The 14,249-nt window shown below is 40.3% G+C and carries 12 protein-coding genes; 5 read left to right on the plus strand and 7 right to left on the minus strand.

Annotation, left to right across the window (positions count from 1 at the left end):
• The first annotated feature begins 87 nt into the window (after positions 1 to 87).
• From FTT94_RS00120 to FTT94_RS00135, 4 genes are read left to right on the plus strand one after another with little or no spacing between them, the layout of a single operon-like run.
• Positions 88 to 1,575: a TolC family protein gene (locus FTT94_RS00120; RefSeq protein WP_180169996.1), complete on the plus strand. Its 1,488-nt coding sequence runs from the start codon at positions 88 to 90 to the stop codon at positions 1,573 to 1,575.
• 21 nt (positions 1,576 to 1,596) lie between these two features.
• Positions 1,597 to 2,796, plus strand: coding sequence for an HlyD family secretion protein (locus tag FTT94_RS00125; RefSeq protein ID WP_373686003.1), 1,200 nt, complete (start codon positions 1,597 to 1,599; stop codon positions 2,794 to 2,796).
• On the plus strand, positions 2,796 to 3,926 hold the full coding sequence (locus tag FTT94_RS00130) for an ABC transporter permease (protein ID WP_180003320.1): 1,131 nt from the start codon (positions 2,796 to 2,798) through the stop codon (positions 3,924 to 3,926). Before FTT94_RS00125 ends, FTT94_RS00130 begins: the two co-directional genes overlap by 1 nt.
• Entirely contained in the window at positions 3,923 to 5,041 is a 1,119-nt protein-coding gene (locus FTT94_RS00135; protein WP_180169997.1) for an ABC transporter permease, read from the plus strand. The genes FTT94_RS00130 and FTT94_RS00135 overlap by 4 nt, the downstream gene beginning before the upstream one ends.
• A gap of 119 nt (positions 5,042 to 5,160) precedes the next feature.
• On the opposite strand, the gene FTT94_RS00140 is transcribed toward FTT94_RS00135, so the two are convergent.
• Positions 5,161 to 5,709, minus strand: a complete 549-nt coding sequence (locus FTT94_RS00140; RefSeq protein WP_180039639.1) for a hypothetical protein — start codon at positions 5,707 to 5,709, stop codon at positions 5,161 to 5,163.
• Between the two features lie 459 nt (positions 5,710 to 6,168).
• Between FTT94_RS00140 and gltP the strand changes: the two genes are divergently transcribed.
• Entirely contained in the window at positions 6,169 to 7,464 is a 1,296-nt protein-coding gene (gene gltP / locus FTT94_RS00145) for a glutamate/aspartate:proton symporter GltP (RefSeq protein ID WP_078190399.1), read from the plus strand.
• Positions 7,465 to 7,531: 67 nt separating this feature from the next.
• On the opposite strand, the gene FTT94_RS00150 is transcribed toward gltP, so the two are convergent.
• From FTT94_RS00150 to FTT94_RS00170, 6 genes are all read right to left on the minus strand, one after another.
• Positions 7,532 to 7,975, minus strand: coding sequence for a DUF3887 domain-containing protein (locus FTT94_RS00150; RefSeq protein WP_078192064.1), 444 nt, complete (start codon positions 7,973 to 7,975; stop codon positions 7,532 to 7,534).
• A 73-nt stretch (positions 7,976 to 8,048) separates the two neighbouring features.
• The gene (gyrA, locus tag FTT94_RS00155; protein ID WP_180169998.1) at positions 8,049 to 11,033 is read right to left on the minus strand and encodes a DNA gyrase subunit A; all 2,985 of its coding nucleotides are present in this window, start codon (positions 11,031 to 11,033) and stop codon (positions 8,049 to 8,051) included.
• 290 nt (positions 11,034 to 11,323) lie between these two features.
• The gene (locus FTT94_RS16530; protein ID WP_257224686.1) at positions 11,324 to 11,611 is read right to left on the minus strand and encodes a hypothetical protein; all 288 of its coding nucleotides are present in this window, start codon (positions 11,609 to 11,611) and stop codon (positions 11,324 to 11,326) included.
• Entirely contained in the window at positions 11,571 to 11,957 is a 387-nt protein-coding gene (locus FTT94_RS16535; protein ID WP_257224687.1) for a hypothetical protein, read from the minus strand. The genes FTT94_RS16530 and FTT94_RS16535 overlap by 41 nt, the downstream gene beginning before the upstream one ends.
• A gap of 452 nt (positions 11,958 to 12,409) precedes the next feature.
• Complete coding sequence (locus tag FTT94_RS00165) at positions 12,410 to 13,342, minus strand: FAD-binding protein (RefSeq protein ID WP_180169999.1); 933 nt, start codon at positions 13,340 to 13,342, stop codon at positions 12,410 to 12,412.
• 18 nt (positions 13,343 to 13,360) lie between these two features.
• A complete protein-coding gene (locus FTT94_RS00170) occupies positions 13,361 to 14,113 on the minus strand; it encodes an electron transfer flavoprotein subunit beta/FixA family protein (RefSeq protein WP_180106428.1) in 753 nt (250 codons plus the stop codon).
• Positions 14,114 to 14,249: the final 136 nt, after the last annotated feature.

Below are 14,249 nucleotides of genomic sequence, written 5' to 3' on the forward strand. Positions count from 1 at the left end.
ATATGAAACAATACAACAACTTAGTGAATTTACCCAACTTCATCACAATGACTATAATGAACCCATCCTAGCTGTGAGTGTATTTTTATGCCTTTACCTCGAACAGATTATTCTATAAAAATTAAACATACATTTCGTTCAGGTTTACTGCTTGGCCTTGGTTGTTTCAGTGGCTTTTTTAGCCCTACGGTACTTGCGCAAAGTATCAGTTATAACCAAGCAGAACAAAGTCTACTCACTAGTTCGTATAATACTCAGGCCAACCAAGCGCTACAACAATCTGCCGAACTTCAAGCTCAGGCCATTAAAGGCCTTGGTTTACCTCGTGTGGATTTAAACGTCCGTGCCTATGCCTTTCATAATGAACTCGATATTCCTCTCGGCGCCTTAAAAAACAACTTAGAACAAACGCTGAGTAATGGCATTAATAATAAAATTGATGAAAGCTTACCGAGTGATTTGGCAGACCCATTAAAAGACAGTCTGCAACAGCCAATCCGTGATGGTGTCGGATTAATTCCAGATTCTTCCCAAGTGGTCTTAGATGATCAAGTGATCCGCCCTACCGTTTCCGTAATGATGCCGCTGTATACCGGTGGGTTAACGTCTAGCGCCAAGGAAATTGCCAATATCCAAGCCAAACGCAGCGCGATAAGCAGTGAACAACAACAAGATGTGCAACGTTTTGAATTAATCCAAGCCTACTTCAATGCTCAATTACAAAAAAAATTAGTCGAAAGCAGCCGCTTCAATTTAAATGCGATGCAACAACACTATGCCAATGCGCTCAAAATGGAACAACAGGGTTTTATTAGCAAAGGCCAGCGTATGCAATTTGAAGTGGCGAAGAATAATGCACTCAGAACTTTTCAAAATACTGAAGCGAATCTCCGCTCTAGCTTATTTAAGTTAAACAACTTAATGCAAAGCAGCCAAATTACTGATCTTACAACGCCATTATTTATCAATCAGCAACACAATCAAAATATAACCGCCTTACTAAAAAGTTATCAGGATCAGTCTAGTTTGGTGCGTAAAATGCAATTGGACAGTCAATTGGCTGGTGCTAATGTGAAAGCCCAAAGCGCAGCAAAAAAACCCAACGTCTTTGCCTTTGGTGAATATAGTCTCGACGATAAACAAAACTGGATCGTTGGTGTTGCCGCTCGCTACAACTTATTTTCAGGTATTGATAAAAACAAATCCGTACAAGCTGCTGAACTTCAACGCTATGCATCTGAGTTAATGACTGAGCGTACCAAACAAGAAATTGAAAGCCTGATTTATAGCTCATTTAATGAAGTCACCAGCGCTCAACAAAGTCACCTGTTGTTGCAGCAAAACCTAAAAGCTGCTCAAGAAAATTTAAGAATTCAACAGCTTTCATTTAAAGAAGATATGGGAACAGCCACACAAGTGATTGATGCACAAAATGCACTGAGCGGGCTACAAAGTGAAATGGCACTCAATGCTTATAAATACGTGATGTCACTTGCAACATTGCTACAAAGTCACGGGAGCATTGACCAGTTCCAAAGCTATATCAATCAATCACACACCGATTACATCCATTAAACTTAGACTGGGGAAATGCACATGAATCAGGATTCAACTGATCAACCAAAAGACACCTCAACTGAGGATAAATCATCTGTTACATCAACAAATGATACGGTTGTACCAAAGCCTGTTATGGAAAACAGTAGTACGCAAGACGAAATCGCGATGGATAAAAAGCCGACAGAATCTGTTAATTCAACGTCTCTAGAGCAAGACCACTCTTTCTCCCCAACAAAAGACCAACATAAGAAATCTATACTGATAAAAATTGCCGTTGGTATTATATTGATACTACTTTTGGCATTGATTGCATTTGGCTTATGGAAAAGTTATCAGCCCAAGCAGGTTGAATTACAAGGTCGAGTGGAGGCTGAAACCATTCACATTAGTACCAAAGTACCCAGCCGTATCGAAGAAATATATGTGCATGACGGTGAAAAAGTACAAGCAGGTCAAGCACTGGTTCGTTTAACCAGCCCCGAAGTCGATGCAAAGAAACAACAGGCTTTAGCTGCTCTCCAATCTGCGCAAGCACTGCAATCCACAGCTGAACGTGGCTCTCAACAAGAAAATATTGATAGTTTATATGCCAATTGGCAAAGTCTAAAAGCACAGCAACAATTGGCGCAAACCACCTACCAACGTGGTCAAAACCTCTATAAAGAAGGTGTCATTTCACGACAACGCCGTGATGAAATGCAAGCTGCCGCAGTGTCTGCTGCACAAATGACAGAAGCGTCTTATCAACAATATGCGCGTGCAAAACGTGGCAGTACACCGCAACAACAAAGCTCGGCAGATGCCCAAGTCAAGATTGCGCAAGCCGCGTTGGCTGAAGCCAATGCACTTGAGGCTGAAACCAAATTGTTTGCACCCTCCAATGGCACCATTTCAAAAACCTATGGCAAAGTTTCAGAATTAGTTGCGATGGGTGTGCCCGTAGTGAGTCTGATTCAAGATGATAGCTTGTGGATTAGCTTAAATGTCCGTGAAGACCAGTATGCTCAAGTGTATCAACTCAAGACCATGCAAGGATTTATACCGGCGCTAAACAAATCTGCCGATTTTAAAATTGATCACATCGAAGCCGAAGGTGAATTTGCAACGATTAAAACCACGCGGCAAACGGGCGGCTATGATATTCGTAGTTTTAAAGTCCAACTGAAACCCGCTCAGCCGATTGCTGACTTAAAAGTGGGTATGAGCGTTTTGTTTAAAATTGAAGAGCGTAAATAATGTTTAGGGGCATTCTGCGTGAGTTTCGCTATTTGATGCAGCATAAATGGGACTTGTGTATGGTCACACTTGCCCCTGCCCTTGTGATTTTGCTCTTTACCAATATGTTTGCTCAAGGCAAACCAGATCATTTACCCATTGCGATCATAGACCAAGATCAAAGCAGTTTAAGCCGTAACATTACTCATTTTGCGCAGCTGAACCATACCTTAAAAGTAGCCACCATTACACCCAGTATGGATGATGCTGAAAAGCTTTTAAATCAGACTCAAATTTGGGGCTATATTCATATTCCTGCTGGTGCAGAGCAACGACTGGTTCAAGCAAAAGATGCAGAAGTCAGCATTGCCTATAACCAAAGCTATTTTAGTGTCGGCAATAGTATTTCATCAGCCATGCTGCTAAGTACATTGCAAGCCATGGCCGATTTTAGTGGTCATCAGTATTTAGAAAATACAATTCCCTACCTCGATGCACCGACACCCAATGTCAAAATTTCACCTTTATATAATCCAGGTTTAAATTATGAGTTCTATTTAGAGCCGTACATGATTCCTGCGATTCTGCATTTATTACTGTGTTGCTGTGTCGCATTTTCAGTCGGTCAAGAAATCAAATATGGCACTGTAAATCAATGGGTGAAACCGACTTCTGTCTTTCAAGCTTTAATCGCTAAAAATCTCAGTTATGTTTTCATTTTTACCGCTTGGACATGGGCATGGATGTTCTGGCTAATCGTGTTTCGAGGGTGGTTTGTTCAGGGTTCATTACTGCTCATTTTGCTCGGGCAATTGTTTTTTTATACAGCCTATGCCTTTATCAGTTCTACTGTAGTTTTGGCGACACGTGATCTCACCAAATCTTTTGGTTTTATTGCGGTATATGGTGGCTCATCACTGAGTTTTGCAGGGGTGACATTGCCGCTGAATAACGCGCCGATGTTTACAAAATTCTGGGCCAATATTATTCCCTATACGCCTTATGCCAAATTACAAACAGAACAATGGGTCATTGGTAGCCCAATCTCCATTTCAATCACACCGCTTGTCACCCTGATCATTTACTGTCTGTTCTATTTGGTTCTTGCCAGCTTCTTTTTACGGAAAGTACTGAAGGAGCAAAGCATATGAATAAAATCGTGTCATTTCTATCAACTTTGCTCAGACACTATATTCAAACCTTTAAAGATATTGTGAAGCACAGTTCGATTTTTACCACCTTAGTGCTTTCTGTTTTTCTTTACAGTTTTTTTTATCCCATTGCTTATCAAGCGGAACACGCAGAATCGCTCCCCATTATTGTGGTGGATGAGGAACAAAGCATACTCACCAATACGATTATTGGTGCTGTAGCCAATAGTCCCAATGTAGAAATTCGAGCTGTGACTGGTAATTTTGCGGAAGCTGAAAATATGCTCCGAAGTCAGCAAGCTGACGGGATTTTACTGTTGCCGAGTAATCTTTCAAATAGCATTCGCCGTGGTGAAACCGGTGGAATTGGTTTATATCTCAGTGCTGCAAACTTTCTAAAGACGCAAAAAATTGGCTTAGGTTTAGCCAGTTCGATGGAAAATGCTCTCGGCGAATATGCAGAAAAATTCCAGAACATATCCGATTTTAGCCCAGCTTTATCTATCCATAAGATTCCATTGTTTAATCCACTTTCAGGCTACGGCAGCTATATTTTCCCAGCGGTTGCTCCCTTAATTATTCATCAGACGATTTTATTGGGTCTGTGCATGCTGATTGCGACCTATCGACAAAACACAGCATGGCGTCCGAGCTATACACAATTGGCTGGCATCTTCTTGTGTATTTTGACCATTGGAACGTTGGGATGCTTCTATTTATTTGGTTTTACCTTTTGGCTGAATGATTATCCACGCGGTGGAAATTTTTGGGGCATGTTCATTGCTGTGCCCATCTTCTTCAGTTGTATTATTGCGATGACCCTCTATCTCGCAACTTTTCTTGACCTGCCAGAACGTGCAGGACATGTCATCGTTTTTAGTTCTATTCCGCTATTTCTACTTTCGGGAACGGCATGGCCACATGCAGCTATGCCTAAATGGATGCAAATACTCGCTCAAGCATTACCTTCGACCCAAGGCATTCAAATGTTCCTTCAACTCAATCAGATGGGTGTGCCTACAGTAATCGTCATCCCAAAACTGCTTTATCTCACAAGTATTGGACTGATTTTTTTATGTCTTGCTGTCTGGCGTTTAAAGTTTGCCAAAAGATAAAGCTTTTTGTGCTGTAAGACATGTCTGGTCTCAAGCGAAATGCGTTCAAACCTATTCATCATAGACTCGACCGCTTTGTATCTAATCATGTCTCAAATTTAAATTCTTGCTGTCATCTATTAGCTGTATGCATTTGGCGTGACAGTCGATGCTTCATCCACTTGAATATCAAAATCATCTGCATCTGAGGTGATCTCAGTAACCAAATCATCTGATTCTTTTTCTGCAGCGTTTTCGAGCCAGAATCCTTTCACTTTATCGTTCCCATCATGACCTGCAAAGACCACACTCATATACAGTTCTTTTTGCGGATAATCATATTTATACACAATTGTTGTGGTCTTACCTTCTCCCAGCCGAGTATTTGCCATTCGCTGAATTACTTCCGCCTCAGCACTAGGTTGACCTGCAGGAATCAGCTTTTTCATACGTGAAAACAGCTCTGGATCTGCTAGCATCGCATCACGAACATTTTCTTCAACCAATACCAAAAAGCTGTCTTGATGGGGTTGGTGTAGTGCTGCGAATAATTTTTCTGACTTGATACGCTGTGAGCTTGTCTCACTTGGTAGGCTTGATTCGAATTTTGCAATCAAGAAATCGCCGATTTTTTCACAAGCCGTTATAGGTAAGATTAAAGCAATGATGACGACTAATTTTTTCAACACCGTACAAGCCCTCTGGTTATTATTAAAATATATAAAGTTAAAATTTAGTTCGGATAATCTGTGTGATTTATAGAATTTTCACTGATTTATCTGCCTCACAAGTATAAAGCAAACTTCTATATAAAAATGAAAAATACAGGCTCACAATTAGTTTTTCGATCTTTCTAGGCAAATCAGAGATTTTGTGAAGTGTTCATTAATAACTCAATTTTATTCGTTCTATAAATTAAACTTAATAATCAAATCGCTTATACAACTAAAAATGATAATTTATCGATCAAACAGTTTGGTTTTGATCAAAATCGTTGGCTGTATTCTCATATAAACTGCAAAATATTATCGTATTTATCTCCCAAATTATTCAGAACTTTTTGTCATGGCGGATTCAGTCTGTCTGCAACATTTGTTCGTGGATGACTGTGGGCTTTTTTCTCCCAAATCTGACATAAGAGCTGATGTATGAAAAAGATTAAGGTGAGCCTTGCCTGGCAAATCGTGATTGCTCTCATTCTAGGTATACTTGTTGGTGCTTTCCTACACTATTCTCCTGAATATCGTGATGCTTTAGTTAATAACTTTTTGACTCCTTTGGGCTCAATTTTTATTAACCTCATTAAGATGATCGTTATTCCGCTTGTTGTGTCGATGCTTATTTTAGGTATTGCCAATACAAGTCACGGTAGTAACTTAGGTAAACTAGGTTTCAAAACGATTATTTATTTTGAAATCATTACCACCGTTGCTATTTTAGTCGGTTTAGTTGCAGCCAACGTATTCCAACCTGGTGCCGGCATTGATATGTCTGCATTGACGCAAGTCGATATTTCAAAGTATCAAGAAACAACACATGAAGTCAGTGAACATTCTCATGGTTTGATTCAAACAATACTTTCACTTATTCCATCTAACTTTTTTGCAGCTTTGACTAGTGGTCAAATGCTCCCAATCATCTTTTTCTCTGTGATGTTTGGTGTAGGTTTAGGTGCGCTTGATCAGGAAGTAAAACAACCTTTAATTAAAGTGTTGACCGCTGTTTCTGAAACGATGTTTAAAGTTACGCACATGATCATGATGTTTGCACCTATTGGTGTATTCGGCTTGATTGCAGCGACTGTTGCGAATTTCGGCTTCAGCTCTCTTGTGCCACTGCTTAAACTCGCAGTTTTAGTTTATGGTGCAATCTTCTTCTTTATTTTCATTGTATTAGGTGCAGTTGCTAAATTCTGTGGCTTCAGTGTTTGGGCCATTATCAAGATCTTAAAAGATGAATTGATTCTCGCGTATTCAACTGCAAGTTCTGAAACTGTCCTACCCCGTATTATGGAAAAAATGGAAGCTTATGGTGCTCCGAAACCGATTACCAGTTTCGTGATTCCAATTGGCTATTCATTTAACCTCGATGGTTCGACCCTATATCAAAGTATTGCAGCTATCTTTATTGCTCAGCTTTACGGGATCGATCTGACAATCACCCAACAAGTGATTCTAGTACTGACCTTGATGATTACGTCTAAAGGGATTGCAGGTGTACCTGGCGTTTCTTTCGTGGTCTTGCTAGCGACTCTCGGCAGCGTCGGTATTCCTCTTGAAGGTCTGGCATTTATTGCAGGTATTGACCGTATTTTAGATATGGCACGTACTGTACTGAATGTGATTGGTAACGCGCTTGCTGTACTGGTGATCAGTAAATGGGAAGGCCAATTTGATACTGAAAAACAAAAAAATTATGCCGCTAATCTAAAAGATGCCGCTTAATTTAATGACATAAAAAAGGACGCTTCGGCGTCCTTTTTTACAGCTTTGTTTTATTTTTTACCAAACTTTATTTATTTTTTTCGCCAAAAACTGAAATATTAAAATCTCGAATTTTGTTACTTCCTGCAGGTTTATCAAAACTTACATCATACTGTACAAGGTTTTTATTGGTATAACCGTACTCATAAGTGACCGTATATAAAGACGGTTTTTCAGTCGATTTTTCAATGTGCTTAGCCACTATATTTTTGCGTGAGTAATCTTGTTTCGGAATACCTCGTGCAAATTTACGCAGCTCTTTTTCATTCTGTTCAAACTTGGCTTTGAGTTCTGGTTCAAAGTAGGTGTACAGCTTTTCAAAATTGCCTTCACGCAACTGATCATAGGCAGCTTGGGCAACTTCAGTCTGTTCAGCACTTGGGTCTGGGATTGCATTTAAGGCTTTTTGACCAATTTGGTCACAGCCGCCAAGCCCAATAAGTGAAGCCATTGCAAAATATTTTAATTTCATATTGTACTCATCAATCTAAAATTATCTGTCTATAAAAAAGGACGCCGTAGCGCCCTCTTTTCTCAATCTTCAATTAGTCTTCTTCAGGCTCATTGAGATCTGATTCATTGTCATTTTGATCAATAATTGTTGAGTCATCTACAAGCTGCTCAGTTTCGATTGCTTCCACTTCTTCAAAAGTTTCGTCTTCTTCAACTGCTTCGATCGCCACAACACCGACTAAGATTTCACTTTCACCTAAACGAATCAAACGAACACCTTGAGCATTACGACCTGTTTGTGCTACTTCAGACGCACGTGTACGCACCAACGTACCGCCATCAGAAATTAACATTAGCTCTTTAGACGCATCAATCGCCACCGCACCAACGAGTTCACCGTTACGTTCAGATGTTTTGATTGCAATAACACCTTTACCGCCACGTTTCTTGGTTGGGAAGTCATCCACTGGTGTACGCTTACCATAACCATTAGCTGAAGCACAAAGTACTTCACCAGTTTCCGGAACAACTACCAATGACACTATACGGCTAATGAGAGCTGAATCAGAGGTATCTTCATCATCAGACTCTACATCCGCATCTTCAGCGTCTTCAGCTTGAGCTGCTGCACCAATGGTCACGCGCATACCACGAACACCTTTGGCAGAACGACCCATTGAACGCACGTCAGTTTCTGCAAAACGAATGGCTTTACCTTCGTTTGAGAACAACATGATTTGTTGTTCGCCGTCGGTAATGGCAACACCGATTAAGGTGTCATCACCATTGAGTTCAATCGCGCGTAGACCGTTTGAACGAACATTCGAGAATTGTTCTAACTCAACACGTTTAATCGTACCGTATTCTGTTGCCATAAATACGTAGAAGTTTTTACGAACGGCTTCCGCTTGCTGTGCAAAGTCATTGATGATTTCATCATCAAGATCAGTCGTAGATAACTCTAGACCCAATTGTTTCAACTGAATACGAAGTGCGTCAGATAAATCATCTGCACCATCTTCAGTCTCAGCAAGTGCAGCTTCTAAGCCCGCAAAATGACTATTAATCACTTCATTGGTTTGTAACTGTGCACTATTGGCTTTTATAAATACTTTAAAGTCAGCCAAACGTTCTTTAAATTTCTTCGGCGCATCGACCACTGGTAAAATAGCGGTGATGGTTTCGTTTTCATCTAATGGCAATAAGTTCACCATCGGACGACCTTTCGCACCACGAGATGCTTGAGGCACTTCATACACTTTCAGACGATAAACTTTACCTACATTGGTAAAGCAAAGCACTGTTGCGTGGTTTGAAGTCACGATCAAATGCTGGATGTAATCGTCTTCTTTCATTGAAGTTGCAGACTTACCACGTCCACCACGACGCTGTGCAGCGTAGTCTGACAATGGTTGAGTTTTTGCATAGCCTGATTTAGAAACAGTCAGTACCATTTGCTCTTCAGGGATTAAATCTTCACGAGAGAAGTCGATACGTGATTCCACGATATCGGTACGACGTGCATCGCCATATTGTTGAAGGATTAAAGCCAATTCTTCTTTAATCACGTTCATCAACAAGTTGAAATCGTTCAAAATTGCAGTATATTCAGCAATTTGACCAAGAATTTCTGTATATTCAGCTTGTAACTTGTCTTGTTCTAGACCGGTTAAGCGATGTAAACGAAGTTCTAAGATCGCACCTACTTGGGTTGGAGACAGACGATAAATATCACCAGTTAAACCAAATGGGCGTGCTGGATCTTCGCCTTCAATTTCATCTGGACGGACAGATACCGCGCCTGCTTTTTCAAGCAAGGCAACAACACCACCACCTGCCCACTCGCCCGCTTGTAAACGTTCACGTGCTTCGCTAGGGTTTGCAGATGTTTTGATGGTTTCAATGATCGCATCGATATTTGCGAGTGCAACCGTCAAACCTTCTAAGATATGTCCACGTTCACGTGCTTTACGCAGTTCGAACATGGTACGGCGTGTAACCACTTCCTGACGGTGACGGATAAACGCTGCAATAATATCTTTCAAGTTCATTAACTTAGGCTGACCATTATCGAGGCAGACCATGTTAATGCTGAATGAATTTTCTAATTGGGTATTTTGGAATAGGTTATTTACAATCACTTCAGCGTTTTCACCACGCTTTAAGTCAATTGCAATACGCATCCCTTCTTTATCTGATTCATCACGAAGTTCAGAAATACCTTCAAGTTTTTTCTCTTTGACCAACTCAGCAATACGCTCAATGGTTTTTGCTTTGTTAACTTGATAAGGAATTTCAGTGAAGATAATCGTGCTGCGGCCCGATTTTTGGTCTTCTTCAATGTGATATTTACCACGGATATGCAAACGGCCTTTACCAGTACGGTATGCATCGACAATGCCTGATTTACCGTAAATGATGCCGCCTGTAGGGAAGTCTGGACCAGAAATGTGTTCCATTAACCCTTCAATGCTGATGTGCGGATCGTTGGCATAAGCAAGACATGCATTAATGACTTCTGTCATATTATGCGGAGCCATGTTGGTTGCCATACCTACAGCAATACCAGCTACACCGTTAATCAACAAGTTAGGCACACGTGTTGGCATGACTTGTGGAATACGTTCAGAACCGTCGTAGTTGTCTTCCCACTCTACGGTATCTTTCTCAAGATCCGCTAAAAGTTCGTGGGTCAATTTACGCATACGAACTTCGGTATAACGCATTGCTGCTGCACTGTCACCATCGACAGAACCGAAGTTACCCTGACCATCAACCAATTGATAGCGTAAACTGAAATCTTGAGCCATACGAACAATGGTTTCGTATACAGCTAAGTCACCATGTGGGTGATATTTACCGATGACGTCACCGACTACACGGGCAGACTTTTTGTAAGCTTTGTTGTAGTCATTGCCCAATTCGTGCATTGCAAAAAGCACACGACGGTGAACAGGTTTGAGACCATCTCGGACATCTGGCAACGCACGTGACACAATCACGCTCATTGCATAATCGAGATATGAGCTCTTCAGTTCATCCTCAATGGCAATCGGTCTAATTTCCGATACGCTCATGCATACTCCTTGTTATACAAGCAGAATTCTGCCCGCATTTATATATCGTAAATCTGTAAAAATTAGTTCAAAAAATACTGAACCAATATCAAAAATCAAGTCGGACAGTATAGCATAAAAACCCTGATTTTTGTGCCAATCATCTTGCACTAGAACCATGATTTTTTGTATTTATTTTAAGCATTTTGATTTTATTTGCTGTGAAAAAAACCTCTACGAATAGAGGTTGTTTAATGTTCAAAATATTTCTTTTCGAAGCTTCAAATTTAGACCCATAAATGTGATAAAAATCACTCTTTATGATATTGCATGACCTCTAATTCTTGAGGCACATGATCATGCTGCAACCATGGGTATGCTGTTAGAAACAAACCAAAAATAAGCGGAAATTCATAAACTTCTTCGATGAAATCTTTATAAGCCAAATCGTACAAAAATAAAAAACTAAGACTTCGACTATGCTCAACTGCATCAGAAATAAATAAGCCCAATATCACCAAGCCGAATGGCCAAATTGGCAAAGCCAAGGTTTTTAAGTTACGTGCGATTTCTTGGCGTAAATAAGGCGAAAACAGCATAAAGACGACAGGGTGCAATCATGAATACCGAAATTAAACGAAAATACGGTTTAGGCACATCAGGAAAATAGTCACGCCCCCAACTAATACTACGACCAAATAGCAACAACCACCATGCAACAGCCCACAACCAAAATTGTTTCTTTCCATCTTGCATTTCAAGTGGTCGAATATAGAAAAAAGTAAAAATCGCAAAAAACAGCAATAACAATGCTTGGACCGATTCAACTGCTGTAACAGTCATTCCATCAAATAAAGGAAAAGAGATACTTTGTAAAACAGGAAAAAGTAAACAACAGATCATCAGCACCAATACACTGATTGGTAACTGAAAATCAAATTTCAAAGGGAGACTCCGCCTAAAGGGCAAGTTCAATAAAAAAGCAATGTTAACACAAAATATACAATTCTTTAAGCTTGCTTTAAGTTTAAGATTCAAACTTGAAGGATAAATTTTTATTATTTTATTTTAAATCTTTGTATTTTTTATAATTTATTAATCTCCATCCTATTACCAAGCGATTGCGCCTGCTTACTTACCATTTAAGTTTTAACGTACAAATAGCTTGCGCTACAGTAGTGTCTAATACCAATAATAAGAAACACTATATGAATTTTGAACTACAAAACTAAGAATCCACTACCCTCATAAGCATGAAACATCTAAGTGCAATTTATATATGTACATTTACGTATAATTAATCGATTAAACATAACCAAGAAGACCTACTAATTCTTCAAACAACAAAAACGCCCCTAAACCATAAGCTTAGGAGCGTTTTGAACTGCGTTCAGAAATTAGATTTTAGATACTAATTCTGGAACAACAGTATTCAAATCACCCACTAACCAGTAGTCAGCTACTGAGTTAATTGGCGCTTCTTCATCTTTGTTGATCGCAACGATCACTTTAGATTCTTTCATACCTGCCAAGTGCTGAATCGCACCAGAGATACCTACAGCGATGTACAAGTCAGGAGCAACGATTTTACCTGTTTGACCCACTTGCATATCGTTTGGTACGAAACCAGCATCAACTGCTGCACGAGATGCGCCTTGCGCAGCACCAAGCTTGTCCGCTAATGGATCAAGAACAGTGTGATAGTTTTCACCTGAACCAACACCACGACCGCCTGAAACAACAATACGCGCAGCTGTTAATTCTGGACGTTCAGATTTCACGATTTCTTCAGAAACAAACTTAGAAATACCAGCATCACCAGTAGATGCAACAGCTTCAACTGCAGCAGAGCCGCCTTCGCTTGCAACAGCATCAAATGCAGTACCACGAACAGTCGCAACTACAACAGACTCGCCAGACTCTACAGTTGCAATCGCGTTGCCTGCATAGATTGGACGTTTGAAAGTTTTAGGACCTTCAACAGCAATGATGTCAGTGATCATGCTTACGTCAAGTAGCGCAGCAGCACGTGGAAGTACGTTTTTGCCCGTTGTCGTAGAAGCAGCAAGGATGTGAGTGTAACCCGCACCGATAGAAGAAACTAATTTAGCAACGTTTTCAGCCAATTGATTAGCATAAGCAGCGTCGTCAGCAAGTAATACTTTGCTTACACCCGCAACTTTAGCTGCTTGGTCTGCAACTGCTTGAGCGCCTGAACCAGCTACTAATACAGTGATATCACCACCGATTTTTTGCGCTGCAGCAACAACGTTAAGAGTTGCACCATTTAGTGCTTTGTTGTCGTGCTCAGCGATAACTAAAATACTCATGATTTTTATCCTTCTGTATTAGATCACTTTCGCTTCGTTTTTCAATTTATCTACAAGCTCGTCTACAGACTTCACTTGTACGCCCGCTTTACGTTCTGCAGGAGCTTCAACTTTAACAGTTTTAAGCTTAGTTGCAGGTGAAACGCCATAATCAGCAGGTGACTTAATATCAAGCGGCTTTTTACGCGCTTTCATAATGTTTGGAAGAGCAGCATAACGTGGCTCATTCAAACGCAAGTCAGTGGTGATAATTGCAGGAAGTGCAAGTTCAACAGTTTGTAAACCACCGTCGATTTCACGAGTCACTTGTACTTTGTCGCCTTCAACTTTAACTTCTGAAGCGAAAGTACCTTGGCCAGCACCTAAAAGCGCACCAAGCATCTGACCAACTTGGTTAGAGTCGTCATCAATTGCTTGTTTACCAAGAAGGATCAATTGAGGTTGTTCAGCGTCTACAACACCTTTTAGGATTTTTGCAACTTCAAGTGCACCTAACTGGCTGTCGTCAGCTTCAACAAGGATACCTCGGTCTGCACCAAGCGCCATAGAAGAACGGATTTGTTCTTGAGCTTCTTTAGGACCAATAGAAACAACAACGATTTCTGAAACAGTTCCTTTTTCTTTTAAACGAACCGCTTCTTCCACTGCGATTTCACAGAATGGGTTAATTGACATTTTAACGTTCGTTAAGTCAACACCACTGTTGTCCGGCTTAACGCGAACTTTAACGTTGGCATCAACCACACGTTTTACAGCAACAAGAGCCTTCATGTAATCCTCGGCTGTTTTAGCAAATGTAAATGTTGAGAAAAGTTATATTAACTCTTCACTTTAAATTTTTTAGGTGCCCTATCTTGCAATGTGTACGGCATTTCGGTCAAGTCACAATTATCGAAAGACCTGTAAA

It is taken from the genome of Acinetobacter sp. YH12027, from assembly GCF_013420085.1.
GTDB lineage: Bacteria > Pseudomonadota > Gammaproteobacteria > Pseudomonadales > Moraxellaceae > Acinetobacter > Acinetobacter amyesii.